We start from the raw sequence: 25873 nt of genomic DNA on the forward strand, positions 1-25873 counted from the left end.
TATTTTTCCGTTCGTCTTATCTACCCTTACAAAAAAGGTATCATTATTATGAAGATAAAGAACCTTTGCCTTACACTTTGCGCCAGCTCCCTCCTGCTCGCCAGCATGGCGGGGATGGCGAAAGAAGTGAAGATTGGCATGGCCATCGACGATCTGCGTCTGGAGCGCTGGCAGAAAGACCGTGATATTTTCGTCAATAAAGCGGAATCCTTAGGCGCCAAAGTTTTTGTCCAGTCCGCCAACGGCAATGAAGAAACGCAGATGTCGCAAATTGAAAATATGATCAACCGCGGCGTCGATGTGTTAGTCATTATTCCTTATAACGGTCAGGTACTCAGCAACGTGATTAAAGAAGCCAAGCAGGAAGGTATTAAAGTCCTGGCCTATGACCGTATGATTAATAATGCTGATATTGATTTCTATATTTCTTTCGACAATGAAAAAGTCGGTGAAATGCAGGCGCAAAGTCTGGTCGACAAAGTGCCGCAGGGTAATTATTTCCTGATGGGCGGCTCGCCGGTGGATAATAACGCCAAACTGTTCCGCGCCGGGCAGATGAAGGTCCTCAAACCGTATGTGGATGAAGGCAAAATTAAGATTGTCGGCGATCAGTGGGTTGACGGCTGGCTGCCGGAGAACGCGCTGAAAATAATGGAAAACGCGCTGACGGCGAATAATAACAAGATCGATGCCGTGGTCGCCTCCAATGACGCCACCGCCGGCGGCGCCATCCAGGCCTTAACCGCCCAGGGGCTGGCCGGTAAAGTGGCGATCTCCGGTCAGGATGCTGACCTGGCGGGTGTGAAGCGCATTATTTCCGGTACTCAGACGATGACCGTCTATAAACCGATTACCACCCTGGCCACCAACGCCGCTGAAATCGCCGTTGAGCTGGGTAACGATAAGCAGCCGAAGGCCGATACCACGCTTAATAACGGCTTAAAAGATGTCCCTTCGCGCCTGTTAACGCCCATTGAGGTGAATAAAGAGAATATCGACGCCACGGTGATTAAAGACGGTTTCCATAAAAAGAGTGAATTGTAATGGCTGACGCCCCGCTCCGGGGCGTCATTTTCATCCCGCCGGATATCACTTTTGCGGAGTCTTTATGGCCTGGCTACTCGAAATGAAGAACATCACCAAAACCTTCGGCGCCGTTAAAGCCGTGGATAACGTCAGCCTGCGTCTTAACGCGGGTGAGGTGGTCTCGTTATGCGGTGAAAATGGGTCGGGGAAATCGACGCTGATGAAGGTGTTGTGCGGTATCTATCCGCACGGAAACTATGAGGGCGAGATTATTTTTGCCGGCGAAACGCTGCAGGCAAACCATATTCGCGATACCGAACGCAAAGGCATCGCCATTATTCACCAGGAGCTGGCGCTGGTGAAACATCTCACCGTGCTGGAGAATATTTTCCTCGGCGCCGAGATCTCCCGCCACGGTCTGCTGGATTATGAAACCATGACGCTGCGCTGTCAGAAGCTGTTGGCGCAGGTCAATCTGCCCATTTCGCCCGACACCCGCGTCGGCGACCTCGGCCTTGGCCAGCAGCAGCTGGTGGAGATCGCCAAGGCGCTGAATAAACAGGTTCGTCTGCTGATCCTCGACGAACCGACCGCTTCCTTAACCGAACAAGAGACCGCGACGCTGCTGACGATCATTCGCGATCTGCAAAACCACGGTATCGCCTGCATTTATATTTCTCACAAGCTCAATGAGGTCAAAGCGATCTCCGACACGATCTGCGTGATCCGCGATGGCCAGCACATCGGCACCCGCGACGCCAGCGGCATGAGCGAAGACGATATCATCACCATGATGGTCGGCCGCGAGCTCACCGCGCTCTATCCCAGCGAGCCGCACGCCCACGGCGAGGAGATCCTGCGGGTCGAACATTTAACCGCCTGGCACCCGGTAAACCGCCATATTAAACGCGTCAATGACGTCTCGTTTTCCCTGCGTCGCGGGGAAATCCTCGGCATCGCCGGGTTGGTCGGCGCCGGACGTACCGAGGCGGTACAGTGCCTGTTCGGCGTCTGGCCGGGGCGCTGGCAAGGGGAGATCTTTATTGATGGCCAGCCGGTGAGCATTTCTAACTGCCAGCAGGCCATTGCCCACGGCATCGCCATGGTGCCGGAAGACCGCAAAAAAGACGGCATCGTGCCAGTGATGGCAGTGGGCAAAAACATTACCCTGGCGGCGCTTAACCAGTTTACCGGCGCGATGAGCAGCCTGGACGACGCCGCCGAGCAGCACTGCATTCAGCAGTCCATTCAGCGTTTGAAAATTAAAACCTCCTCGCCGGAACTGGCGATTGGCCGCCTGAGCGGCGGCAACCAGCAAAAGGCGATACTCGCGCGCTGTCTGCTGCTCAATCCGCGCATTCTGATCCTCGACGAACCCACCCGTGGCATCGATATCGGGGCGAAGTATGAAATTTATAAACTGATTAACCAGCTGGTGCAGCAGGGCATCGCGGTCATTGTCATTTCATCAGAACTGCCCGAGGTGCTCGGTCTCAGCGATCGGGTGCTGGTCATGCACGAAGGCAGACTAAAAGCCAATTTGGTTAATCAACATCTGACCCAGGAACAGGTGATGGAAGCCGCGCTGAGGAGCGAACGCCATGTCGAAGAACACGTCGTCTGAAATCAAACTCACCCCAACCGCCCCCGCCGCCTTGCCGGCGCTGAAGGGGCCGAATCTCCAGGTCTTTGTGATGATCGCCGCCATCGTCGTCATTATGCTGTTTTTCACCTGGGTTACCGATGGCGCCTACCTGAGCGCACGCAATATCTCCAACCTGCTGCGCCAGACGGCCATCACCGGCATCCTCGCCGTTGGCATGGTGTTTGTGATTATTTCGGCAGAAATCGACCTGTCCGTCGGCTCGATGATGGGGCTGCTGGGCGGCGCCGCGGCAATCTTTGACGTCTGGCTCGGCTGGCCGCTGCCGCTCACCATCCTGGTGACCCTGGTGATGGGCCTGCTGCTCGGGGCGTGGAACGGATGGTGGGTGGCCTATCGCAAGGTTCCCTCGTTTATCGTCACCCTCGCCGGGATGCTGGCGTTTCGCGGCATTCTGATCGGCATCACCAACGGGACCACCGTCTCGCCCACCAGCCCGGCGATGGCGCAGATCGGCCAAAGCTATCTGCCAGACGGTATTGGGTTTGGCATCGGCGTTGTCGGCATGGCGGCGTTTATCGTCTGGCAGTGGCGCGGGCGGATGCGCCGTCAGGCGTTAGGTCTGGCGACCTCATCCTCCACCGCCGCCGTCGGCCGTCAGGCCATTACCGCGGTGATTGTGCTGGGCGCAATCTGGCTGCTCAATGACTATCGCGGCGTGCCCACCCCGGTGCTGATCCTCGCTGCCCTGCTGCTGGCAGGTCTGTTTATGGCCACCCGCACCGCCTTTGGTCGTCGCATCTATGCCATCGGCGGCAACCTGGAGGCGGCCCGCCTCTCAGGGATCAACGTCGAGCGAACCAAGCTGGCGGTGTTTGCCATTAACGGCCTGATGGTCGCCATTGCCGGGCTGATCCTCAGCTCGCGCCTCGGCGCCGGGTCGCCCTCGGCGGGCAATATCGCCGAACTGGACGCCATCGCAGCCTGCGTCATCGGCGGCACCAGCCTGGCGGGCGGCATCGGCAGCGTCGCCGGAGCGGTAATGGGGGCGTTTATTATGTCAGCCCTGGATAACGGCATGAGCATGATGGACGTCGCCACCTTCTGGCAATATATCGTTAAAGGCGCCATTTTGCTGCTGGCGGTGTGGATGGACTCCGCCACCAAGCGGCGCGCGTGAGGAGAGACTCTCTGAAGAATGTCTGAATTCTTTGCGCTACCGCCAAACTTCGCCACAAGGCGCTTGAAATATCTCGGGCATTAGCCGGTAGTGTATACCCAACATCATTCGGGTTGCAGACGACGCCCCCGGGCCGCGTACCGGCGTACGTGGCCCGGGTGAGTGAGGAAGCCAGGCCATCGGCAACATCAAGAATGAAGGGGTATGACCGGGGTTAGAGCAGGAACATTATCTATGTTTGAAAAGCGTCACCGTATTACGCTGTTATTCAATGCCAACAAAGCTTATGACCGCCAGGTGGTTGAGGGCGTCGGCGAGTATCTGCAAGCCTCCCAGCTGGAGTGGGATATCTTTATTGAAGAGGATTTTCGGGCACGAATCGAAAACATCAAAGAGTGGTTGGGCGATGGCGTTATCGCCGACTATGACGATCCCGAAATTGAAAAGCTGCTGGCCGATGTCCACGTGCCCATCGTCGGCGTCGGCGGATCTTATCATCAGCCAGAGCAGTACCCGCCGGTCCACTATATTGCCACGGACAACGCCGCGCTGGTGGAAAGCGCCTTTCTCCATTTGAAGGAAAAAGGGGTGCACCGCTTTGCGTTTTACGGACTCCCCACCTCCAGCGGTAAACGCTGGGCGGTAGAGCGCGAGTATGCCTTCTGCCAGCTGGTCGCGAAGGAGAAGTATCGCGGCGTGGTCTACCAGGGGCTGGAGACGGCGCCGGAAAACTGGCAGCACGCGCAAAACCGGCTCGCCGACTGGCTGCAAACCCTGCCGCCGCAAACCGGCATCATCGCCGTCACCGACGCCCGCGCCCGCCACGTCCTGCAGGCCTGCGAGCTGCTGCATATCCCGGTGCCAGAGAAACTGTGCGTTATTGGCATCGATAACGAGGAGCTGACCCGCTATCTCTCTCGCGTCGCCCTCTCCTCCGTCGCCCAGGGCACCCGCCAGATGGGTTATCAGGCGGCAAAATTACTTCACCGGCTGCTGAATAACGAGGTGCTCCCGCTGCAGCGCCAGCTGATCCCGCCGATGCGCGTCGTTGAGCGACGCTCCACCGACTACCGGTCATTGAACGATCCCTCCGTGATTCAGGCGATGCATTACATTCGCAACAATGCCTGCAAAGGCATCAAGGTGGAACAGGTGCTCGACGCCGTGGGCATCTCTCGCTCCAATCTGGAGAAACGCTTCAAAGAGGAAGTCGGGGAGACCATCCACACGGTGATCCACAGCGAGAAACTGGAAAAGGCGCGCAGCCTGCTGGTGTCCACCAGCCTGTCGATCAATGAGATATCACAGATGTGCGGCTACCCATCGCTGCAATATTTTTATTCGGTGTTTAAGAAGGAGTACGACGTGACGCCGAAGGAGTACCGTGACCGGCACAGCGAGGTGATGCTGTAGGGCAAAAAAATGCCCGGCGACAAGGCCGGGCATCCGGATTACAGATGGGCGGCGATGAGCCGCTGATTGTCCTGATACATCGCGAAGAGATAGTTGTTGTAGCTCGACCCTTTGGTCGAATAACCCTTCAGCTTATGAATCATGGTACTGGCCGTCACTTCCTGATCCGCCTTGCGCAGCTGCAGGCGCGATTTGCGGAATGAAGAATAAGCCGGGTGGGTGTTCAGGTTGGTGACATAAGCCTGCACCGACTGCTCCACTGATTCGAACTGCGAGTAGCCTTTCATCGCCCCGCGGCAGCGACCGGCGCCGCACTTCATGCCAAACAGGTTGTTGTTCTCACGCGCCAGCTTGGAGGTACCCCAGCCACTTTCCGCCGCCGCCATGGTTGCCACCATGCTGTTCGGAATAATGTCGACACGCTCAAGCAGCGCGTTCCAGGGCACATGACGCGTATTGCCTGACCACTTCACCTTATAACGGGCAGCGATATCTTTCAGACGCGCCTTCTCAGTCGGCGACCAGCGAGCATCGTACTGCTTGGAAACAAGCCAGTTACGATCCGCAGTAATCGCCTGATTCTGCTTGGTAATATAAGGCATGACCGTCCGGAGAAACGCTTTTTTCCTTGGTGTTCCGGAAGGGTATTTTCGCAAGTCAGGAAGTGAACTGCTCTTTACACTATTGCGAGAATACTCTTGTTTACTGCTTACCTTAGTACTACTGATCTTCTTAACCGTAGGGGCTTTATGACTCTTTGTTGCTGTGTGCGTTGTTGCCAACACACTACCTGAAAATACACAGGTTAGTAACATAAGTATGGCGGCCCCATATCGTCGTATGGGATTCGATATCATCAGGTCTCCTGGTCGGATATATGCATTCCAACACCTTGTTTTTCACAAAAAAACGATAGCTGAATCGCTAATAGTATCAAAAATACGCAATGAGAGCATCAACAGAAATAGTCCAATTCCGAATTGGTGTCATCTGAAATCGGTTTCTGCGCCGCATCGCCAGTGCGAAAATGCTAGCTTCGTCTCATTTTTAGCCTATTTTTTGAGCGGTGTCACTCACCCCTTTTCATCCTCCTGGTAAAACGGCCGCCAGGAGGAGTTCACCCGTGCGGCAACAAGGCACACTAGATAAAAACCGCTCACAGGATCCCGCAATGAAACTCGCTGCGCTTGCCACGTTATTCGTGCCTGGGATGGCCTTTGCCGCCTGGACTACCACCGACTTCCCTGCCTTTACCGAAGAAGGGACGGGCCGATTCATCAGCCAGAAAGTGGTTGAGAAGGGTACACGTCCTCTGCAGCTAAATTTTGACCAGCAGTGCTGGCAGCCTTCCGGCGGCATTAAGCTCAACCAGATGCTGTCCATGGAGCCCTGCCGTGGCACCCCGCCGCAATGGCGCATCTTCCGCCAGGGGTTTTATACCCTGGAGGTGGATACCCGCTCCGGCACACCGACAATGATGATTTCGCTGGAGGAAAAAGAGGCCAGCGCCGCGGCGCCGCAGATCCGTCAGTGTCCGAAGTGGGATGGAAAACCGCTGACCATCGACGTCAGCAAAACCTTCGCCGAGGGCAGTAAGGTCCGCGATTTCTACAGCGGCAATGTCGCGACCGTCAGCGGCGGCAAAATCACCCTGCAGCCCGCCTTCGGCAGCAATGGCCTGCTACTGCTCGAGCGCGCCGAGACCGCCGCCCCGGCGCCGTTTGACTGGCACAATGCCACTGTCTACTTCGTCCTGACCGATCGCTTTGTAAACGGCAACCCGGCCAACGACAACAGCTATGGCCGTCATAAAGACGGCATGCAGGAGATCGGCACCTTCCACGGCGGCGACCTGCAGGGATTAACCAGCAAGCTGGATTATCTGCAGCAGATGGGGGTTAACGCCCTGTGGATCAGCTCCCCGCTTGAGCAGATCCACGGCTGGGTCGGCGGCGGCACGAAGGGCGATTTTCCTCACTACGCCTACCACGGCTATTACACCCAGGACTGGTCGAAACTGGATGCCAACATGGGGACCGAAGCGGATCTCCGCCGGCTGGTGGATGAAGCGCATAAGCGCGGCATACGCATCCTGTTTGACGTGGTGATGAACCATACCGGTTACGCTACCCTGGCCGACATGCAGGAGTTCCAGTTCGGTGCCCTGTATCTGCAAGGCGATGAGCTGAAAAAAACCCTTGGCGAGCGCTGGACGGACTGGAAACCGGGCGCGGGTCAGACCTGGCACAGCTTTAACGACTATATCAACTTCAGCGACAAAGCCGGCTGGGAGAAATGGTGGGGCAAGAAGTGGATCCGCACCGATATCGGCGATTATGACAACCCAGGCTATGACGATCTCACCATGTCGCTGGCCTTCCTGCCGGACCTGAAAACCGAATCGAAGGAAGCCTCAGGCCTGCCGAACTTCTATAGCCATAAACCAGACACCGCAGCGAAAGCGATCCCGGGCTATACGCCGCGCGACTACCTGACCCACTGGCTAAGCCAGTGGGTACGCGACTACGGCATCGATGGCTTCCGCGTCGATACCGCCAAACATGTGGAGATGGACGCCTGGCAGCAGTTAAAAACCCAGGCCACCGCCGCGCTGGCGGAGTGGAAGAAAGCCAATCCGGATAAAGCGCTGGATGCGGCGCCGTTCTGGATGACCGGCGAAGCCTGGGGACATGGAGTGATGCAGAGCGATTATTATCGCCACGGTTTTGATGCGATGATCAATTTCGACTATCAGGATCAGGCGGCGAAAGCGGCGACCTGTATGGCTAATATTGACCTCACCTGGCAGCAAATGGCGGACAAGCTGCAGAGCTTTAACGTCCTGAGTTACCTCTCCTCGCACGATACGCGCCTGTTCCGCGAAGGCGGTACCACCGCGGCGGAGCTGTTACTGCTGGCCCCTGGCGCCGTGCAGATTTTCTATGGTGACGAATCATCGCGCCCGTTCGGCCCCACCGGCTCGGACCCGCTGCAGGGCACCCGTTCGCAGATGAACTGGCAGGATGTTAACGGCAAGGCGGCCCGCAGCGTCACTCACTGGCAGAAGATCGGTCAGTTCCGCGCTCGCCATCCGGCAATCGGCATGGGCAAACAGACAACGCTGTCGATGCCGCGTGGTTACGGGTTCGTGCGTGAGAGCGGTGAAGACAAAGTGATGGTCATCTGGGCCGGACAACAGCAGTAATCCACAGGTGGCTCTCCGCCCTGGCGGGGAGCCATTCAGAACAAAACGCTAACAAAATAGCAATTTACAGGATAAAGATAAAAAGCCGTCTCCTCCCGCCGATTTGCACCACGCTAGCGCTGGCGTTATGGTTAGCCACTTTCCAGAACCACCGATAGACTATTCGCGATGACATTTTCCCTTTTCGGCGACAAATTCACCCGTCATTCAGGCATCACCCGCTTGATGGAAGACCTTAATGACGGTCTGCGCACGCCGGGCGCTATTATGCTGGGCGGCGGCAACCCCGCTCAGATCCCGGAAATGAATGACTACTTCCAGCAGCTGCTGTCCGACATGCTGGATAATGGCAAAGCCCTTGATGCGCTTTGTAATTATGATGGGCCGCAGGGCAAAAGCGAGCTGCTGAGCCTGCTGGCGAACATGCTGCGCGACGAGCTGGGCTGGGAGATCGAACCACAGAATATTGCGCTAACAAACGGCAGTCAGAGCGCATTTTTCTACTTATTTAATCTGTTTGCAGGCCGTCGGGCAGATGGCACCACGCGTAAGGTACTGTTCCCACTGACGCCAGAATATATTGGTTACGCCGATGCCGGTCTGGAAGAGGATCTGTTCGTTGCCACCCGGCCGAACATCGAACTGCTGCCGGAAGGCCAGTTCAAATACCACGTTGATTTTGAACATCTGCAGGTGACGGAAGAGACCGGGATGATCTGCGTCTCGCGCCCCACCAACCCGACCGGCAACGTCATCACTGATGAAGAGCTGATCAAACTGGATGCGCTGGCGAATCAGCACGGGGTCCCGCTGGTGATTGATAATGCCTACGGCGTGCCGTTCCCGGGCATTATCTTTAGCGACGCCCGACCGCTGTGGAATCCAAACATCGTGCTGTGTATGAGCCTGTCCAAACTGGGCCTGCCGGGCAGCCGCTGCGGGATTATCATCGCCAACGAGAAAATCATCACCGCCATCAGCAACATGAACGGCATTATCAGCCTCGCCCCTGGCGGCATCGGGCCGGCAATGATGTGCGAAATGATTAAACGACAGGATCTGCTGCGCCTGTCAGAGACGGTGATCAAGCCCTTCTATTACCAGCGGGTGCAGGAAACCATCGCCATTATTCGCCGTTATTTACCGGAGGAGCGCTGCCTGATCCACAAACCGGAGGGAGCCATTTTCCTCTGGCTGTGGTTTAAGGACCTGCCGGTCTCCACCGAGCTGCTGTATCAGCGGCTGAAAAAGCGCGGCGTGCTGATGGTGCCGGGGGATTACTTCTTCCCGGGTCTGGATAAGCCGTGGCCGCACACTCACCAGTGTATGCGCATGAACTATGTGCCAGACCCGCAAAAAATTGAGGCCGGGGTGAAAATTCTCGCCGAAGAGATTGAATTCGCCTGGCGCGAACAGGAAGCATAGCCGCTGACGCCACGGGCGGGTAACGCCCGTCAGCGCCCCCACTCACGCCAGCGCCAGCCGCTGGCGTTTTTGCGCACATAGCGCCTCCAGCTCCGCGGGAACCATCACCCGCAGCGCCTGCGTCGGGCAGGCGGCCACGCAGGCCGGTCCTTCAGCGCGGTGATGGCATAAATCGCATTTCAGCGCCTGCGCCTGCTCGTTCACTACCGTAACGGTCATCGCGCCGTACGGGCAGGCCACCATGCAACTTTTGCAGCCGATGCAGCGCCGCTGGTCGACCCACCAGACGTCATTGTCGCGCTGAATCGCCCCTTGCGGGCAAACGCTGGCGCAGGGCGCATCCTCGCATTGCCGGCACGCCGTCGCCGTCGATATGTCACCGCTTTTCACCACCCGGATACGCGGCGCGAAATGGTTCGTCGACAGGGCGGCGACATCCTGCGCCTGCTGGTGCGCCACCGCACAAGCCACTTCACAGGTACGACAGCCAATACACCGCTGGGCATTGGCAATAAGAAACTGGTTCATCCTCTGCTCCCTGGGGATAAAACCGCAGGGTGCCAGAATAGTCCCTGCCCGCGCTTTGATCCTGAATGGAATCAGCGCTGTTTTTTGTCAGATGGCCTGCAGGATGTGGTCATTTGCCTGACGCTTCACGCACCGTGAAACCCAGCTCACGCGAAATTGCTTCGGCGGTCTCACGCAGCGGTTTTAACAAGTTCTTTTCGCCTATCTGCTTGAGGCGCGACGTCGAAAGAGAAATAGAGATGGCATAGGGCACGCGCTGATGAATATCGAAAACCGGCACCGCCAGACAGGACACCCCCAGCTCATTCTCTTCCCGATCCATGGCCATGTTACGTTCACGGATCTGCGCCAGCTCATCATGCATGGCCGGTAAGCCGGTGATGGTGTTGCGGGTCAGCGGCTGAATAACATCCTGATGAGTATTCCAGTAATGCTCAACATAATCAGGATGGCCGAACGCCATGTAAATCTTCCCCATCGCGGAACAGTAGAGCGGCATATGCTGGCCAATGTAAGCACGGGTACGCAGCATTCCGGTTGTCGGCTCGAGCTTGTAAATCAGGATCGCATGATCGTCTTCCCGACTGGAAAAGTTCACCGTCTCGCCCGTCGCCAGATTAAGCGTTTCAAGATGGGGGGCCGCCACATGAATGATATTCAGCGAGGACAGCGCCTTCTGTCCAACCGCGATGAACTTGGTGGTGAGCCGATAGCTACCCGCAGCCGGCGCTGGCGTGACATACCCGCAGGACTGCAAGCCCTGCAGCAATCGATGGACCGTGCTTTTATTCAGCCCCGCCAGCTCTGACAGATGCGCCAGCGGGCAACCGTTTGGATAGTTGCTCAGGATTTCAATCAACATCAGTCCACGGAACAGGCTCTGACTTCCCGCCGGCCTCTCTTTGTCTTGCCCTGTCTCGCTCTCTTTCATCACCATCGCTTCCGCTCCCCTCTCGTTGCGTTCTGATGGTAGCGCAAAGTGTGTGTCAGTTCACGATCTGAGATCAAAAAACATAACAAATTGATTTTTATTGTTTTTAAAAAACACCCCTGCCGTTGATCTGACAAATTTTGATCGTTATATTTGAAATCAGATTTCGCATTGTGAAATTTAACGATAAAAAAGCGATCAAAACTCACCAGGGAAACTCGTATGAAAGTAACTTTTTCGCAGTTAAAAGAGGCCTTCAATCAGGTACTGCTTAAACGCGGCGTGGCGGCGGAAACCGCCGATGCCTGCGCGGACATGTTCGCCCGCACCACGGAATCCGGCGTCTATTCACACGGCGTGAACCGCTTTCCCCGCTTTATCCAGCAACTGGACAATGGCGATATCATCCCTGAAGCCAAACCGCAGCGTATTACCAGCCTCGGCGCGATTGAGCAGTGGGACGCCCAGCGGTCCATCGGCAACCTGACGGCAAAAAAGATGATGGACCGGGCGATGGAACTGGCATCCGATCACGGCATTGGGCTGGTGGCGCTGCGGAACGCCAACCACTGGATGCGCGGGGGGAGCTACGGCTGGCAGGCGGCGGAAAAAGGCTACATCGGCATCTGCTGGACCAACTCCATCGCCGTGATGCCGCCGTGGGGCGCCAAAGAATGCCGTATCGGTACCAACCCGCTGATCGTCGCCATTCCTTCCACACCAATCACCATGGTGGATATGTCGATGTCGATGTTCTCCTACGGCATGCTGGAGGTGAACCGCCTGGCGGGCCGTGAACTGCCGGTAGACGGCGGATTCGACGATGAGGGCAACCTGACCAAAGAACCGGGCGTCATCGAGAAAAATCGCCGCATTTTACCGATGGGCTACTGGAAAGGCTCCGGCCTGTCGATCGTGCTGGATATGATCGCCACCCTGCTTTCCAATGGATCTTCTGTTGCCGAAGTGACCCAGGAAAACAGCGATGAATATGGCGTTTCGCAGATTTTCATCGCCATTGAGGTCGATAAGCTTATCGACGGCGCAAACCGCGATGCCAAGCTGCAACGGATTATGGATTTCATCACCACCGCCGAACGGGCCGATGAAAACGTGGCTGTCCGTCTACCTGGCCATGAGTTTACCCGCCTGCTGGAAGAGAATCGTCGCGACGGTATCACCGTCGATGACAGCGTCTGGGCGAAAATTCAGGCGCTGTAAGGAGTTAAGCCATGATCTTTGGACATATCACGCAGCCTAATCCGTGTCGGTTGCCTGCGGCAATTGAGCGAGCCCTGGATTTCCTGCGCAGCACCGATTTCAGCAAACTGGCCCCCGGCGTCGTGGAGATCGACGGCAAAAATATCTTCGCGCAGATTATCGACTTAACCACTCGCGAAGTTGCCGAAAATCGCCCGGAAGTGCATCGCCGCTATCTGGATATCCAATTTCTGGCCTGGGGCGAAGAGAAAATAGGTTTCGCTATTGATAACGGTAATAACGCCATTAGCGAATCGCTATTAGCACAGCGCGATATTATTTTCTTTCACGGTTGCGAACATGAATCGTTCCTTGAAATGATCCCGGGAAGCTACGTCATATTTTTCCCACAGGATGTTCATCGCCCCGGATGCCATAAGTCGGTCGCCACGCCGATCAGAAAAATCGTGGTTAAAGTGGCCATCGACGCTTTATAAAAGAATTATATTCAGGAGCACATTATGAAAAATAATACCGGTTATATTATCGGTGCGTATCCCTGTGCACCCTCTTTTCACCAGAAAAGTGAAGACGAAGAAAAAGCATTCTGGCGGCAACTGGCCGACACCCCGGATATTCGGGGGCTGGAGCAGCCCTGTCTTGAACATCTCCACCCACTGGGCGACGAGTGGTTATTGCGCCATACGCCTGCCGACTGGCAAATCGTCGTCACGGCGATTATGGAAACCATGCGCCGCCGCGGAGGTAACGACGGCTTTGGGCTGGCGTCCAGCGACGAAGAACAGCGTAAAGCCTGCGTGGCGTACTATCGCCACCTTTACCAGAAAATCAACACGATCAATGCGGCAAACGCCGGGAAAATCGTGGCGCTTGAACTCCATGCCGCCCCTTGCGCCAGCAACCCTAACGTCACCCAGGCTACCGACGCCTTTGCCCGTTCGCTGAAGGAAGTCGCCAGCTGGGACTGGTCGTGCGACCTGGTGTTGGAACATTGCGATGCGATGACCGGCCCCGCGCCGCGCAAGGGATTTCTGCCTTTAGATAATGTGCTGGAAACCCTTGCCGGTTATGAGATCAGCGTTGGCATTAACTGGGCACGCTCTGCCATTGAAGGCCAGGACACCACCCTGCCGCTGGCCCATACCCGGCAGGCCAGCCAGGCCGGTAAGCTTGGCGCACTGATGTTCTCCGGTACCACGCAACATGGCGAATACGGTGAATGGCAGGATTTACACGCACCGTTCTCCCCCTTCTGTGCAGAAAGTTTAATGACCCACACACATGTGCGTGAATTATTAGCCTGTACTGACAGCAAGCCTTTGCAATTTCTCGGTATTAAATTACTGGAAATTAATCCTGATGCGGACGTCAATCATCGCATAGCGATATTACGCGACGGCATTACTGCCTTAAATAAAGCACAACAATAATAAAAAACAGAACACTTACTCTACGAGGCTACAACTATGAATATGACCTCTCGACCAGGACTAAAAGATATCCCTCGTCAGCGTTGGCTGCGAATTATTCCACCAATTCTGATCGCCTGTATTATCTCTTATATGGACCGCGTCAATATCGCCTTTGCGATGCCGGGCGGCATGGATGCAGAACTGGGTATTTCCGCCACCATGGCGGGACTGGCAGGTGGTATTTTCTTTATTGGTTATCTGTTCTTACAGGTTCCCGGCGGCAAAATTGCCGTTCACGGAAGCGGCAAGAAGTTTATTGGCTGGTCGCTGGTCGCCTGGGCGGTAATCTCCGTCCTGACGGGATTAATCACCAACCAGTATCAGTTGCTGGTGCTGCGCTTCCTGCTGGGGGTAGCAGAAGGCGGTATGCTCCCGGTGGTGCTGACCATGATCAGCAACTGGTTCCCGGACGCCGAACGCGGGCGCGCTAACGCCATTGTCATTATGTTTGTCCCCATCGCCGGGATTATCACCGCCCCGCTTTCGGGATGGATCATCACCGTACTCGACTGGCGCTGGCTGTTCATTATCGAAGGTTTGCTCTCAGTGGCCGTTCTGTTGCTCTGGGCCTATACCGTCTATGACCGCCCACAGGAAGCGCGCTGGATCTCTGATGCCGAGAAGCACTATCTGGTGGAAACGCTGGCCGCAGAACAAAAGGCGATTGCCGGAACCGAGGTGAAAAACGCTTCGCTCAGCGCAGTGCTTTCCGATAAAACCATGTGGCAGCTTATCGCGCTGAACTTCTTCTATCAGACCGGGATTTACGGCTACACCTTGTGGCTGCCCACCATCCTCAAAGAGCTGACCCACAGCAGCATGGGTCAGGTCGGGGTGCTCGCCATTCTGCCCTACGTCGGCGCCATTGCCGGCATGTTCCTGTTCTCCTCCCTCTCGGATCGCACCGGCAAACGCAAGCTGTTTGTCTGCCTGCCGCTGATTGGCTTTGCCCTGTGCATGTTCCTGTCGGTGGCGCTGAAGAATCAGATCTGGCTGTCCTACGCCGCGCTGGTCGGCTGCGGGTTCTTCCTGCAATCGGCGGCTGGCGTGTTCTGGACCATTCCGGCACGGCTGTTCAGCGCTGAAATGGCCGGCGGCGCGCGCGGGGTTATCAACGCCCTCGGCAACCTCGGCGGCTTCTGCGGTCCCTACGCGGTGGGCGTACTGATCACTCTCTACAGCAAAGACGCGGGGGTGTATTGCCTGGCTATCTCCCTGGCTCTGGCCGCGCTGATGGCTGTGCTGCTGCCGGCGAAATGCGATGCCGGTGCCACTCCCGTCAATACAGTGAACTCGCGGAAGCACGCCGCCTAAAAAATCGCCAGGCCTGTGGGTCATCTTCCCGCAGGCCGGCTAAGCGCAGCGCCATCCGGCAACATTGAGAGATAAAAAATGAGTGAGAAAGCACGCTTCTGGCTGGGCATTGACTGCGGTGGTACCTATCTGAAAGCCGGATTATATGACGCGCAAGGCCGTGAACATGGCATTAACCGACAATCACTGCAGACGCTGTCGCCTTTGCCAGGTTATGCCGAACGCGACATGGACCAGCTCTGGCAGCAGTGCGCCGCCACCATCGCCGGGCTGTTACGACGTACCGGTATCTGCGGTGAACAAATTAAAGGCGTGGGCATCTCCGCGCAGGGCAAGGGGCTGTTCCTGCTTGATAAACAGGATCGCCCGCTGGGCCATGCCATGCTCTCTTCCGACCGCCGGGCGCTGGCGATCGTCCAGCGCTGGCAACAGGATGGGATCCCGGAAAAGCTCTATCCCGTCACCCGCCAGACCCTATGGACCGGACATCCGGCCTCGCTGCTGCGCTGGGTGAAAGAACATGAACCGCAGCGCTACGCGCAAATTGGCTGCGTGATGATGGGCCATGACTATCTGCGCTGGCGCCTGACCGGCGTGAAAGGGTGCGAAGAGAGCAACATCTCTGAATCCAATCTCTACAACATGACCAGCGGCCAGTACGACCCGCGTCTGACCCAATGGTTGGGTATCGGCGAAATTGACGGTGCGCTGCCACCTCTCGTCGGTTCAGCAGAAAAAGGCGGGGAGATCACCGCTCAGGCAGCCGCCATCACCGGTCTGGCGGCGGGAACCCCCGTCGTCGGCGGTCTGTTTGATGTGGTCTCCACCGCACTCTGCGCCGGTATCAAAGATGAATACACGCTCAACGCGGTGATGGGCACCTGGGCCGTCACCAGCGGGATCACCCGTGGCCTGCGGGACCATGAAGCGCACCCTTACGTCTACGGCCGCTACGTCAACGACGGGCAGTACATTGTTCACGAAGCCAGCCCCACCTCGTCGGGCAACCTCGAATGGTTCACCGCCCAGTGGGGCGAACTCTCTTTTGACGATATCAATCAGGCCGTCGCCGGCCTGCCAAAGGCCGGTAGCGACCTCTTTTTTCTGCCGTTTCTCTACGGCAGCAACGCCGGGCTGGAGATGACCTGCGGCTTCTATGGCATGCAGGCGCTCCACACCCGCGCGCATTTGCTGCAGGCGGTCTATGAGGGCGTGGTGTTCAGCCACATGACCCACCTCAACCGCATGCGCGAACGCTTTACCCACGTGCAGGCCCTGCGCGTCACCGGCGGCCCGGCGCACTCCGACGTCTGGATGCAGATGCTGGCGGACGTCAGCGGCCTGCGCGTCGAGCTGCCGCAGGTAGAGGAGACCGGCTGCTTTGGCGCCGCGCTCGCCGCCCGGGTCGGCACTGGCGTTTATCGCGATTTCAACGATGCCTGCCGCCACCTTCAGCACCCGGTGCGCACGCTGCTGCCTGACATGGCCGCCCACGCGCGCTACCAGCAAAAATATTGCCATTACCAACATTTGATTGAAGCACTACAGGGCTACCACGCCCGTATTAAGGAGCATGCATTATGAGCCGACCATTACTGCAACTGGCGCTCGACCATACCAGCCTTGAAGCGGCCAGCCGCGATGTCGCCCTGTTACAGGACCACGTCGATATCGTTGAAGCCGGCACCATCCTCTGCTTAACAGAAGGCCTTAGCGCGGTGAAAGCCCTGCGCGCCCAGTGTCCGGATAAAATCATCGTCGCCGACTGGAAGGTTGCCGATGCGGGAGAAACGCTGGCTCAGCAGGCCTTTGCCGCTGGCGCCAACTGGATGACCATCATCTGCGCCGCGCCCCTCGCCACGGTGGAAAAGGGCCACGCCGTCGCGCAAAGCTGCGGCGGTGAAATACAGATGGAGTTGTTTGGCAACTGGACGCTGGATGACGCTCGCGCCTGGTACCGCACCGGCGTCCGCCAGGCGATTTACCATCGCGGCCGCGACGCCCAGGCCAGCGGACAGCAGTGGAGTGACGCCGATCTGGCGCGGATGAAAGCGCTCTCAGATATCGGCCTTCAGCTGTCGATCACCGGCGGCATCACCCCAGCCGATCTGCCCTTGTTCAAAGATATTCAGGTGAAAGCGTTTATTGCCGGACGCGCGCTAGCCGGAGCACCGCAACCGGCGCAGGTCGCCGCGGCGTTCCATGCGCAGATCGACGCTATCTGGGGAGATAGGCATGCGTAACCATCCGTTAGGGATCTATGAGAAAGCACTGGCGAAAGATCTCAGCTGGCCAGAGCGGCTGGTGCTGGCGAAAAGCTGCGGTTTCGATTTCGTCGAGATGTCGGTGGATGAGACCGACGAGCGGCTGTCGCGTCTCGACTGGAGCGCAACACAGCGCGCCTCGCTGGTCACCGCTATGCTGGAAACCGGCGTGGCGGTCCCGTCGATGTGCCTCTCCGCGCATCGCCGTTTCCCTTTTGGCAGCCGCGATGCGGCCGTGCGCCAGCGGGCACGAGAGATCATGACCAAAGCCATCCGTCTGGCGCGCGATCTCGGCATCCGCACCATTCAGCTGGCAGGGTATGACGTCTATTACGAAGCGCATGATGAAGGTACCCAACAGCGCTTTGCCGAAGGGCTGGCGTGGGCAGTGGAACAGGCCGCAGCGGCGCAGGTGATGCTGGCGGTGGAGATCATGGATACCGCTTTTATGAACTCCATCAGCAAATGGAAAAAGTGGGATGAGATGCTCGCCTCGCCGTGGTTCTCGGTCTACCCGGACGTGGGCAACCTTAGCGCCTGGGGAAACGACGTCACCGCCGAACTGAAGCTGGGTATCGATCGCATCGCCGCCATTCATTTAAAAGATACCCAGCCGGTGACCGCGCAGAGCCCCGGTCAGTTCCGCGACGTACCGTTTGGCGAAGGCTGTGTGGATTTCGTCGGCATCTTCAAAACGCTGCATGAGCTGAACTATCGCGGCGCATTTCTGATTGAGATGTGGACGGAAAAAGCCAAAGAGCCGGTACTGGAAATTATCCAGGCCCGACGCTGGATAGAAGCGCGGATGCAGGAAGGAGGATTCGCATGTTAGAACAGTTAAAAGCCGACGTGCTAGCGGCCAACCTGGCGCTCCCGGCGCACCAGCTGGTGACGTTTACCTGGGGCAACGTCAGCGCGGTCGATGAAACCCGCACGCTGATGGTGATCAAACCTTCCGGCGTGGAATACGACGTGATGACCGCCGAGGATATGGTGGTGGTCGAGATCGCCAGCGGCAAGATAGTGGCTGGCGGTAAAAAGCCGTCATCGGACACGCCGACCCATCTGGCACTCTATCGCCGTTATCCGCAGATCGGCGGGATCGTGCATACCCACTCCCGCCACGCGACGATCTGGTCGCAGGCGGGTCTCGATCTGCCCGCATGGGGCACCACCCACGCCGACTACTTCTATGGCGCGATCCCCTGTACCCGCCTGATGACCGAAGAGGAAATTAACGGGGAATATGAGTATCAGACCGGCGAAGTGATTATTCAGACCTTCGAAGAACGACACCTCGATCCAGCACAGATTCCGGCGGTACTTGTCCATTCACACGGTCCGTTCGCCTGGGGAAAAGACGCCGTAGACGCCGTACATAATGCCGTGGTGCTTGAGGAGTGCGCGTATATGGGGCTGTTCTCGCGCCAGCTCTCGCCTCAGTTGCCGGAGATGCAGTCGGTATTGCTGGATAAACACTATTTGCGCAAGCACGGCGCGAACGCCTATTACGGGCAAAACTGACGCCAACCGCCTCTCTTCCCCGGCAGGACGCCGGGGAGCTGGCGTGGATGATTACAGAAACAACGCCTTATCGCGCAGGATATGATCGTTACCGCGACGGCGGGTGAAGCCAATCCGATCGAAATACTCCAGGATCTGGATCGCCAGCTTGCGCCCGACGTTTAAGGTATCGCGGAAATCCGCGGCGCAGGTTGATCCGCGCAGCTGATCCAGCTCGCGCACCCGTTGGGCGAACTGCACAATGCGATCGTTGCGGTAGTAACGATCCTTGACGATCGCAGTAATCATCCCCTGCTGCGCCGCCTGGCGCAGCACCGCGCGCATCAGCGACTCTTCGACATGGACTTCGCGCGCGAGATCGCGCACCCACCACGGATCGTCGCCGAACAGGGTTTCCACCTTCTGCCAGACCGCCTGCTGCTCGTCGGTAAACCCGGCTTTATGCTCCGGCAAATGCAGCCAGCCGTGATGGCTGTGGACTAAGCCGCTCTCGCGCATCTGCTCAATCAGCAGCAGCACCAGCGCTTCATCTTCCATCGGCAGCGCGATGCGGCGCAGGCGCTCCCGGCCAGGGCCCGGCTCGTCGCGATGCTGCTCATGGTAGCGCGCCAGGGCATCCAGCAATTTTCGCTGCCAGCGGGCGGCAAGCGGCGCACTGAGCAGGCGCTGTCCGGCCTGCAGATAGTCCGGTCGCTGGATCAGGGCCGCCATTCCGGCTTCGCTGAGCTGCCGCGCCCAGGCGAAGCGCTCAAGCCGGACGGCATCCCGCTGCAGATGCAGCTCAAGCGCCGGCGCATCGTCAGCGCCAACTGCCGCCAGGGCGTGCAGCCACTGCAGATACTCCGGTTTACGTTTGCCGCGGCGCGGGGGATCCAGCGTCACCACCCGTGCGCCGGCCAGCGTCAAGCGAGCAGAGATATCGCGGAGCACCAGCCGGTCGTTATCCGCCAGCCACAGCGGGGTATCCAGCACCAGCTCCGCCAGGTTGCCCTCGAGGAGCGACACCCGACCGGTAATGTGGCTGGCAGCATGGTGAATATGCAGCGGTTGCCACTGGCTGAGCGGCGTATGGCACTGCAGCTCGACAATCACCCGTTCCGCAGGCTCCGGCGGCGGTGAGGACAACAGCCAGTCGCCGCGGTGCACTGCCTCTTTCTGTGCATCGCCGACAATATTCAGCGCAATGCGCTGCCCGGCGTGCGCCTGCTCAACCGCTTGATTCTGGGCATGCAGACCCCGCACGCGCATCGGCGTGTTGACGCCGGTGAGCCACAGAGTATCCCCGACCCGTACTTCACCGGAGAGCGCCGTCCCGGTGACCACCAGCCCTGCCCCTTTGACGGTAAAAGCGCGGTCCAGCGCCAGGCGAAACCGCTGCTGCTGCGGGTGGGGGCGCTCCGCAAGCTGCAACAGATGGCTGCGCAATTCGGCAATACCGATGTTTTCTGCCGCCGCGGTGGGAAAGAAAGCGACGGCGTCAAAGCCCAGCTCGCGCAGAGTCTGCTCGACCTCCGCCCGGACCTCCTCCACCCTGGCGGCCGCCACGCGGTCCGTTTTGGTGAGCGCCACGGTCAGCGTCGGCTTTCCGGTCAACTGCAGGATCGCCAGGTGTTCGCGGGTTTGCGCCATCACCCCGTCATCGCAGGCCACCACCAGCAGCGCATGGTCAATACCCCCCACCCCCGCCAGCATGTTGGACAAAAACTTTTCGTGTCCGGGAACGTCAATAAATCCCAGCACCCGCCCGTCCGGCTGCGGCCAGTAGGCATAGCCGAGATCGATCGTCATTCCCCGCGCTTTCTCTTCCGGCAGACGATCGGCATTTACGCCGGTTATCGCCTGCAGCAGCGTCGTTTTGCCGTGGTCAACATGTCCAGCGGTGGCAATAATCATCGTAACAACATCTCCATAAACCGGGTTTCATCTTCCAGACAGCGCAGGTCCAGCCAGAGCCGACCATCATCAATGCGGCCAATCACCGGACACGGCAGCGCGCGCCAGCGGGCAGCCAGCGCCTCCAGCCGGCTGCCGCGGCCGTCATGCGGGGTAAAGGTCAACGCCGCGCTGGGCAGGCGGTCAACGGGTAACGAACCGCTGCCAATCTGCGACTGGCAGGCTGCCACGCTGACGGCAAAGTCAGCATAGTGTGCCGCCAGGTCAGGCAGCAGGCGTTCAGCCAGCCGGCGGATCTCTTCCGCCGGACGGGTGAGCAAGCGCAGCGTCGGTAATCTCTCCGTCAGCACCTCCGGGTGCTGATAGAGGCGCAGCGTGGCTTCCAGCGCCGCGAGGGTCATTTTATCCGCGCGCAGGGCCCGCTTCAGCGGATGGCTTTGCAGCCGGGCAATCAGCGCGCGTTTGCCGACGATAATTCCGGCCTGCGGGCCGCCGAGCAGCTTGTCGCCAGAGAAACTGACCAGGCTCACCCCGGCGGCGATCATCTCCTGCGGCATCGGCTCCTTCGGCAGGCCATACTGGCTGAGATCCACCAGCGACCCGCTGCCCAGGTCGGCCACCACCGGGATGTCCAGTTCGCGGCCAATGGCCGCCAGCTCCGCTTCGTCGACGGCTTTGGTAAAGCCTTCAATGCTGTAGTTGCTGGTGTGAACCTTCATCAGCAGCGCGGTATTGTCATTCACCGCCTGACGATAGTCTTTGGCATGGGTGCGGTTGGTGGTACCCACTTCGTGCAGCTGACAACCCGCCTGACGCATCACATCAGGAATGCGAAATGCGCCGCCGATCTCCACCAGTTCGCCGCGGGAAACCACCACTTCGCGGCCGCTGGCGGTGGCCGCCAGCATCAGCAGAACGGCCGCCGCGTTGTTGTTCACGATACAGGCATCTTCCGCGCCGGTGATCTGGCACAGCAGATCGGCAATGGCGCGATCGCGATGGCCGCGCCCGGCGTCGTCGAGATCATATTCGAGCGTCACCGGCGCGCGCATCGCGCTGGCAACCGCCTCCACGGCCGACTCCGCCTGGATGGCGCGCCCCAGATTGGTATGCAATACCGTACCGGTGAGATTAAACACCGGACGCAGGGCGCTCCGCTGGCCGGCGGTGAGCCGCTGCTCACAGGCGTGCAGCCAGTCATGGCTCCAGTCAGGGAGCGTCTGCCGTTGGCTAATCTGTTCCCGCGCCTCATCCAGCATCTGGCGCAGCTGCGCCACCACCTGCGAATGGCCGTGCTGCGCCAGCAGGGGAGAAAAAGCGGGGTCGCGTAGTAAGCGGTCAATGGCCGGAAGCCGGGTATAAAGCGCACGAATATCGGTAGTCATGAATGGGCCTGGCGGTAAGTTATTTTCCCCCCTCCCGACGGGAGAGGGAGTCAACAATCAGCGGCGATTGTAACGCCTCCTTGCGCAAACTGTTACCTGCCTGGGTCAAGTCCGCGGCGGTTCGGTACGCGCAAAGCTGGCGCGCTGGAACAACGCATCCACCAGCTTCACCAGTTGCGGCCGGGTGGCGCACCAGCCGGGCGCGACCCGGCGAAAGTTCAGATAAGCAATGGCGCAGGCCGTGGAAATGGTCGCCAGATTAACCTCGTCGCCGCGCAGCGTTCCGTCTGCCGCGCAGGCTTCCAGCCTGTCGAGGCCGCGAGCCACTTTCTCCCGCTGGCGGAGCAGCTCTTGCTCTGACTGTTGCGCGCCCGGGCGAGCCTTTTCACGCACCAGCGCCTGGGCGGCCTCCATCACCCCATCCGCAAGCGCCTCTAGCTGACGCATCCTGAGAGCGGCTCTGGGGTCGGAGGGGATCATCGGCGGCGCCACGCCCAGCAGCTCCAGATACTGGGCGATGACCGGGGAGTCAAACCAGCACTCACCGTCGTCCGTCACCAGCGCCGGTACCTTGCCCAGCGGGTTATAGCGCGCCACACCGTTGCTTTCGCTGTAGGGGGATTCGTTGACAAACTCAAAAGGGATGCGCTTTTCCAGCAGGATCACGGAGATTTTGCGCACAAAGGGACTGGTGTAGCTGCCGATCAGTTTCATAACCTGCTCCTTATCGCCAACAAATTATCGCCAACAAAGATATGAGTATGGCTCAGGGCAGGACAAAAGGCAGGTGAGCGTCCCGCTCAACCTGCCGCCGATCGCATTAATGATCGAGATAGAGGTAGTGCATCCAGCTGGTCATCCGCAGCAACACTTTACGCATCACTGAGACGTGGGTGAAATGGTCGGAGTAGACTGCCACCTGCGCGTAGATGCCATCGGGTAGCGCATCAATTTCGGCATTGGGGTCGAGCTCAATGGTCGCCAGCACGCCATCACTGCCCGGCGTCACGGTCAGCGACTGTAACGCCCCTTGCGCCTGATAACTTCCTCCCGGCACCACCGGTAAAATACTCACCAGTTTGCCGTGGAACACCTGCCCGGGCAGGGCGTTAAACACCGCTTCCGCGTCGTCGCCTTTCTCCAGCCTTAACAGGGAATTTTGCCGAAACTGGGCGACGATCAGCCGTTTTTGCTCGGGGATAAACACCATCACCGGACGCAGCGGCAGCGAGGCGGCATAGGTCCCCGGACGGATCAGCACCTGGGTGATATACCCATCGCTTGGCGCCCGCACGGTGGTCTGGTCGAGATTATATTTCGCCTCCGCCAGCTGGGCGCGCAGGCTGGCCACTTGCGACTGCTCGCCGTTGATCATGCTGTCCAGCTGGCTCTGGATCTGCGCCTGCTCCGCCACCGACGCCTTGACCAGCGCGTCCTGGGCAAGGTAATTCTGCCTGGCGTTATCGATGTCACTTTCCGAGAACGGGTTCACCCGCGCCTGGCTCCCTTTCAGGTAGCGCTGATAGTCCTTGTATAAGCGATCGCGCTCCGCCGACACGCGGGTGGTGTTGGCCTGGGCTTCAGAGAGCTGCGCCTTGAGGGTGTTAATACTGTGCAGCGCCGTCACCAGGTCGGCCTGCAGACGGTCGACCCGCGCCTGATAGCGTGCCGGGTCAATGGTAAAAAGCACCTCACCCTTTTTGACGCGCTGATTCGCTTTGTCGGTGACGCTGTTAACCACTCCGGTAACCTGCGGCGTAATAGGAATAGATATCACCGCCTTTTGCGCCAGAAAGGTGTAAGGGTGGTTATAGTTCATTAATAAAATAAGCGCGCTAACAATAAATACGCCCCCCAGCGCCGCGGTAGGTACCGTCCATTTATTTACCGGTATTTTGAAGATTTTAAATATCGACCAGGCGATGGCCACGTAGGTCAAAATTATCAACAGATCCATAGATTATTTCTCCGCCGCAGAGATGGACTGCGGCCGCTGGATGGCCGCCACCTGGTGTTCAAGGTCGCTCAGTCGTTGGCGAAGCTGTTGTATATCGGTCTCTTTTTCAGGTTCATCAGGGGCCGTATTCGCCTTATGCTGCATGCCCCAGCCGCGCTCAGGCTGGTACAACGTGGCCCAAATCCATAAAAACGGCCAGATGACGTGGAGAGTAAAAAGACTGACCCATCCGGCGACATGAATAGCATCGGAATGAGGGTGGTTGCGTTTTTTGGCGATCAAATAAGGAATATCGTGAATAATGATAATCCCATAAAAAATGACCAGAAAAACGAAGATCAGAACGCCCAGCGCAAAATAATTGAGAAACATAATTCCCTCGGCTTTACGCTAATAATTTATATGAATTTTATTCACGACCCACTGACATTCGGGCCGCTATTTTGAGCATAATTCACGCCTTTCATTTTTGCCATCGGCGTAAAAAAGTTATTCGGCAGTTAAGGTTGCTTAGTTACAGAGCCATCTCGCCCTGGCCGCAAAACCGGGCCGAGATCACAGCGGCAAAAATCCACCGTGAAATTCTTTGTGATCAAAATCACAAACAAACAACAAAACCACGAAACAAAATTGTGACAAATATCACACAAAAAGGCAGATCAGCGGCTAAAAAGGCGCTGTGTTGTTTTTTTACACAGGAATTATGTGATCAACATCACTACAAAAAGCGCTTTGCCCCCTATATTCATGTGATCCGTATCACACAAAAGGGCGCTGGCTGGACAGCTAAACGATTCAGTGCCAGATTTCGCACTATCAATCAGGGCCCGGCTACCTCTGCCGCCACATTAACAACAAACCTCGGGCTTTAAGCCTGCGCGATACGCAAAACAGAAGAAGGGGTGTTTTATGTCATCCGATATCAAGATCAAGGTGCAAAGCTTTGGTCGTTTCCTCAGCAATATGGTGATGCCGAATATCGGCGCGTTTATCGCGTGGGGTATCATCACCGCGCTTTTCATTCCGACAGGGTGGTTGCCAAACGAAACGCTGGCGAAGCTGGTCGGTCCGATGATCACCTACCTGCTGCCGCTGCTGATCGGTTACACCGGCGGTAAATTAGTCGGCGGCGAACGTGGTGGCGTGGTCGGGGCGATCACCACCATGGGCGTTATCGTCGGCGCGGATATGCCGATGTTTCTCGGCTCAATGATTGCCGGCCCGCTGGGCGGCTACTGCATCAAGAAGTTCGATAACTGGGTAGACGGTAAGATCAAATCCGGTTTTGAAATGCTGGTGAATAACTTCTCCGCTGGCATCATCGGGATGATCCTCGCCATTCTGGCCTTCCTCGGCATTGGCCCGGCGGTTGAAGTTCTGTCGAAAATTCTGGCAGCTGGCGTTAACTTTATGGTGGCGCACGACATGCTGCCGCTGGCGTCTATCTTCGTGGAACCGGCAAAAATCCTGTTCCTCAATAACGCCATTAACCACGGTATCTTCTCGCCGCTGGGTATTCAGCAGTCCCACGA

At 57.9% G+C, this 25873-nt stretch carries 23 protein-coding genes and 1 pseudogene; 16 read left to right on the forward strand and 8 right to left on the reverse strand.

Annotated features, from left to right (window positions below; genetic code table 11):
* Positions 1–48 precede the first annotated feature (48 nt).
* The 4 genes from xylF (at position 49) to xylR (ending at position 5222) form a co-directional block, all read left to right on the forward strand.
* On the forward strand, positions 49–1044 hold the full coding sequence (gene xylF, locus CW267_RS24825; RefSeq protein ID WP_004210164.1) for a D-xylose ABC transporter substrate-binding protein: 996 nt from the start codon (positions 49–51) through the stop codon (positions 1042–1044).
* Positions 1045–1108: 64 nt separating this feature from the next.
* The gene (locus CW267_RS24830; RefSeq protein WP_087653892.1) at positions 1109–2650 is read left to right on the forward strand and encodes a xylose ABC transporter ATP-binding protein; all 1542 of its coding nucleotides are present in this window, start codon (positions 1109–1111) and stop codon (positions 2648–2650) included.
* Positions 2628–3809: a xylose ABC transporter permease XylH gene (xylH, locus tag CW267_RS24835; protein WP_100781151.1), complete on the forward strand. Its 1182-nt coding sequence runs from the start codon at positions 2628–2630 to the stop codon at positions 3807–3809. Before CW267_RS24830 ends, xylH begins: the two co-directional genes overlap by 23 nt.
* A gap of 234 nt (positions 3810–4043) precedes the next feature.
* Positions 4044–5222 (forward strand): D-xylose utilization transcriptional activator XylR, encoded by a 1179-nt coding sequence (gene xylR / locus CW267_RS24840; RefSeq protein ID WP_008806872.1) that lies wholly within the window; start codon positions 4044–4046, stop codon positions 5220–5222.
* 38 nt (positions 5223–5260) lie between these two features.
* Here xylR and CW267_RS24845 read toward each other — a convergent pair whose 3' ends face one another.
* A complete protein-coding gene (locus CW267_RS24845) occupies positions 5261–6079 on the reverse strand; it encodes a protein bax (protein WP_008806871.1) in 819 nt (272 codons plus the stop codon).
* 314 nt (positions 6080–6393) lie between these two features.
* On the opposite strand from CW267_RS24845, the gene CW267_RS24855 reads away from it, so the two are divergent.
* Both CW267_RS24855 and avtA read left to right on the forward strand, forming a co-directional pair.
* A complete protein-coding gene (locus CW267_RS24855; RefSeq protein ID WP_072121775.1) occupies positions 6394–8427 on the forward strand; it encodes an alpha-amylase in 2034 nt (677 codons plus the stop codon).
* A 168-nt stretch (positions 8428–8595) separates the two neighbouring features.
* Positions 8596–9852: a valine--pyruvate transaminase gene (gene avtA, locus CW267_RS24860; RefSeq protein ID WP_008806869.1), complete on the forward strand. Its 1257-nt coding sequence runs from the start codon at positions 8596–8598 to the stop codon at positions 9850–9852.
* A gap of 42 nt (positions 9853–9894) precedes the next feature.
* On the opposite strand, the gene CW267_RS24865 is transcribed toward avtA, so the two are convergent.
* Together CW267_RS24865 and yiaJ are read right to left on the reverse strand one after the other, a co-directional pair.
* The gene (locus tag CW267_RS24865; RefSeq protein ID WP_008806868.1) at positions 9895–10380 is read right to left on the reverse strand and encodes a 4Fe-4S dicluster domain-containing protein; all 486 of its coding nucleotides are present in this window, start codon (positions 10378–10380) and stop codon (positions 9895–9897) included.
* Between the two features lie 109 nt (positions 10381–10489).
* Complete coding sequence (gene yiaJ, locus CW267_RS24870; protein WP_012540327.1) at positions 10490–11317, reverse strand: IclR family transcriptional regulator YiaJ; 828 nt, start codon at positions 11315–11317, stop codon at positions 10490–10492.
* A 216-nt stretch (positions 11318–11533) separates the two neighbouring features.
* On the opposite strand from yiaJ, the gene yiaK reads away from it, so the two are divergent.
* The 8 genes from yiaK to araD all read left to right on the forward strand — a co-directional run bounded on the left by yiaK (position 11534) and on the right by araD (position 19106).
* Positions 11534–12532, forward strand: coding sequence for a 3-dehydro-L-gulonate 2-dehydrogenase (gene yiaK, locus CW267_RS24875; RefSeq protein WP_048963780.1), 999 nt, complete (start codon positions 11534–11536; stop codon positions 12530–12532).
* 11 nt (positions 12533–12543) lie between these two features.
* A complete protein-coding gene (locus CW267_RS24880) occupies positions 12544–13008 on the forward strand; it encodes a YhcH/YjgK/YiaL family protein (protein WP_039102636.1) in 465 nt (154 codons plus the stop codon).
* 24 nt (positions 13009–13032) lie between these two features.
* Complete coding sequence (locus tag CW267_RS24885; RefSeq protein WP_039102637.1) at positions 13033–13962, forward strand: DUF4862 family protein; 930 nt, start codon at positions 13033–13035, stop codon at positions 13960–13962.
* A 36-nt stretch (positions 13963–13998) separates the two neighbouring features.
* On the forward strand, positions 13999–15318 hold the full coding sequence (locus CW267_RS24890) for an MFS transporter (RefSeq protein ID WP_039102638.1): 1320 nt from the start codon (positions 13999–14001) through the stop codon (positions 15316–15318).
* A 78-nt stretch (positions 15319–15396) separates the two neighbouring features.
* Positions 15397–16902 (forward strand): FGGY-family carbohydrate kinase, encoded by a 1506-nt coding sequence (locus CW267_RS24895; protein WP_012540322.1) that lies wholly within the window; start codon positions 15397–15399, stop codon positions 16900–16902.
* Positions 16899–17561: a 3-keto-L-gulonate-6-phosphate decarboxylase UlaD gene (gene ulaD, locus CW267_RS24900; RefSeq protein WP_072121773.1), complete on the forward strand. Its 663-nt coding sequence runs from the start codon at positions 16899–16901 to the stop codon at positions 17559–17561. Before CW267_RS24895 ends, ulaD begins: the two co-directional genes overlap by 4 nt.
* Positions 17554–18414: an L-ribulose-5-phosphate 3-epimerase gene (locus CW267_RS24905; RefSeq protein ID WP_012540320.1), complete on the forward strand. Its 861-nt coding sequence runs from the start codon at positions 17554–17556 to the stop codon at positions 18412–18414. The genes ulaD and CW267_RS24905 overlap by 8 nt, the downstream gene beginning before the upstream one ends.
* The gene (gene araD / locus CW267_RS24910) at positions 18408–19106 is read left to right on the forward strand and encodes an L-ribulose-5-phosphate 4-epimerase (RefSeq protein WP_012540319.1); all 699 of its coding nucleotides are present in this window, start codon (positions 18408–18410) and stop codon (positions 19104–19106) included. Before CW267_RS24905 ends, araD begins: the two co-directional genes overlap by 7 nt.
* A 51-nt stretch (positions 19107–19157) precedes the next feature.
* Here the strand turns inward: araD and selB are convergent, their stop codons facing one another.
* From selB to CW267_RS24935, 5 genes are all read right to left on the reverse strand, one after another.
* Positions 19158–20999 carry a selenocysteine-specific translation elongation factor gene (selB, locus tag CW267_RS24915; RefSeq protein WP_012540318.1) on the reverse strand — a complete coding sequence of 614 codons (1842 nt, stop codon included), beginning with the start codon at positions 20997–20999 and terminating at the stop codon, positions 19158–19160.
* Positions 20996–22384 carry an L-seryl-tRNA(Sec) selenium transferase gene (selA, locus tag CW267_RS24920; RefSeq protein ID WP_008806866.1) on the reverse strand — a complete coding sequence of 463 codons (1389 nt, stop codon included), beginning with the start codon at positions 22382–22384 and terminating at the stop codon, positions 20996–20998. Before selA ends, selB begins: the two co-directional genes overlap by 4 nt.
* 105 nt (positions 22385–22489) lie before the next feature.
* Positions 22490–23098, reverse strand: coding sequence for a glutathione S-transferase (locus CW267_RS24925; RefSeq protein ID WP_016161949.1), 609 nt, complete (start codon positions 23096–23098; stop codon positions 22490–22492).
* Between the two features lie 106 nt (positions 23099–23204).
* On the reverse strand, positions 23205–24341 hold the full coding sequence (locus CW267_RS24930) for an HlyD family secretion protein (protein WP_004173920.1): 1137 nt from the start codon (positions 24339–24341) through the stop codon (positions 23205–23207).
* Between the two features lie 3 nt (positions 24342–24344).
* Complete coding sequence (locus CW267_RS24935; protein WP_008806865.1) at positions 24345–24713, reverse strand: DUF3302 domain-containing protein; 369 nt, start codon at positions 24711–24713, stop codon at positions 24345–24347.
* 71 nt (positions 24714–24784) lie between these two features.
* On the opposite strand from CW267_RS24935, the gene CW267_RS30185 reads away from it, so the two are divergent.
* Positions 24785–25213, forward strand: coding sequence for a hypothetical protein (locus CW267_RS30185; RefSeq protein WP_133124635.1), 429 nt, complete (start codon positions 24785–24787; stop codon positions 25211–25213).
* A gap of 37 nt (positions 25214–25250) precedes the next feature.
* Positions 25251–25873: pseudogene (gene mtlA / locus CW267_RS24940) on the forward strand (PTS mannitol transporter subunit IICBA); the annotation flags it as partial.

Source organism: Klebsiella sp. X1-16S-Nf21, from assembly GCF_002837615.1.
GTDB classification, from domain to species: Bacteria; Pseudomonadota; Gammaproteobacteria; order Enterobacterales; family Enterobacteriaceae; genus Klebsiella; species Klebsiella variicola.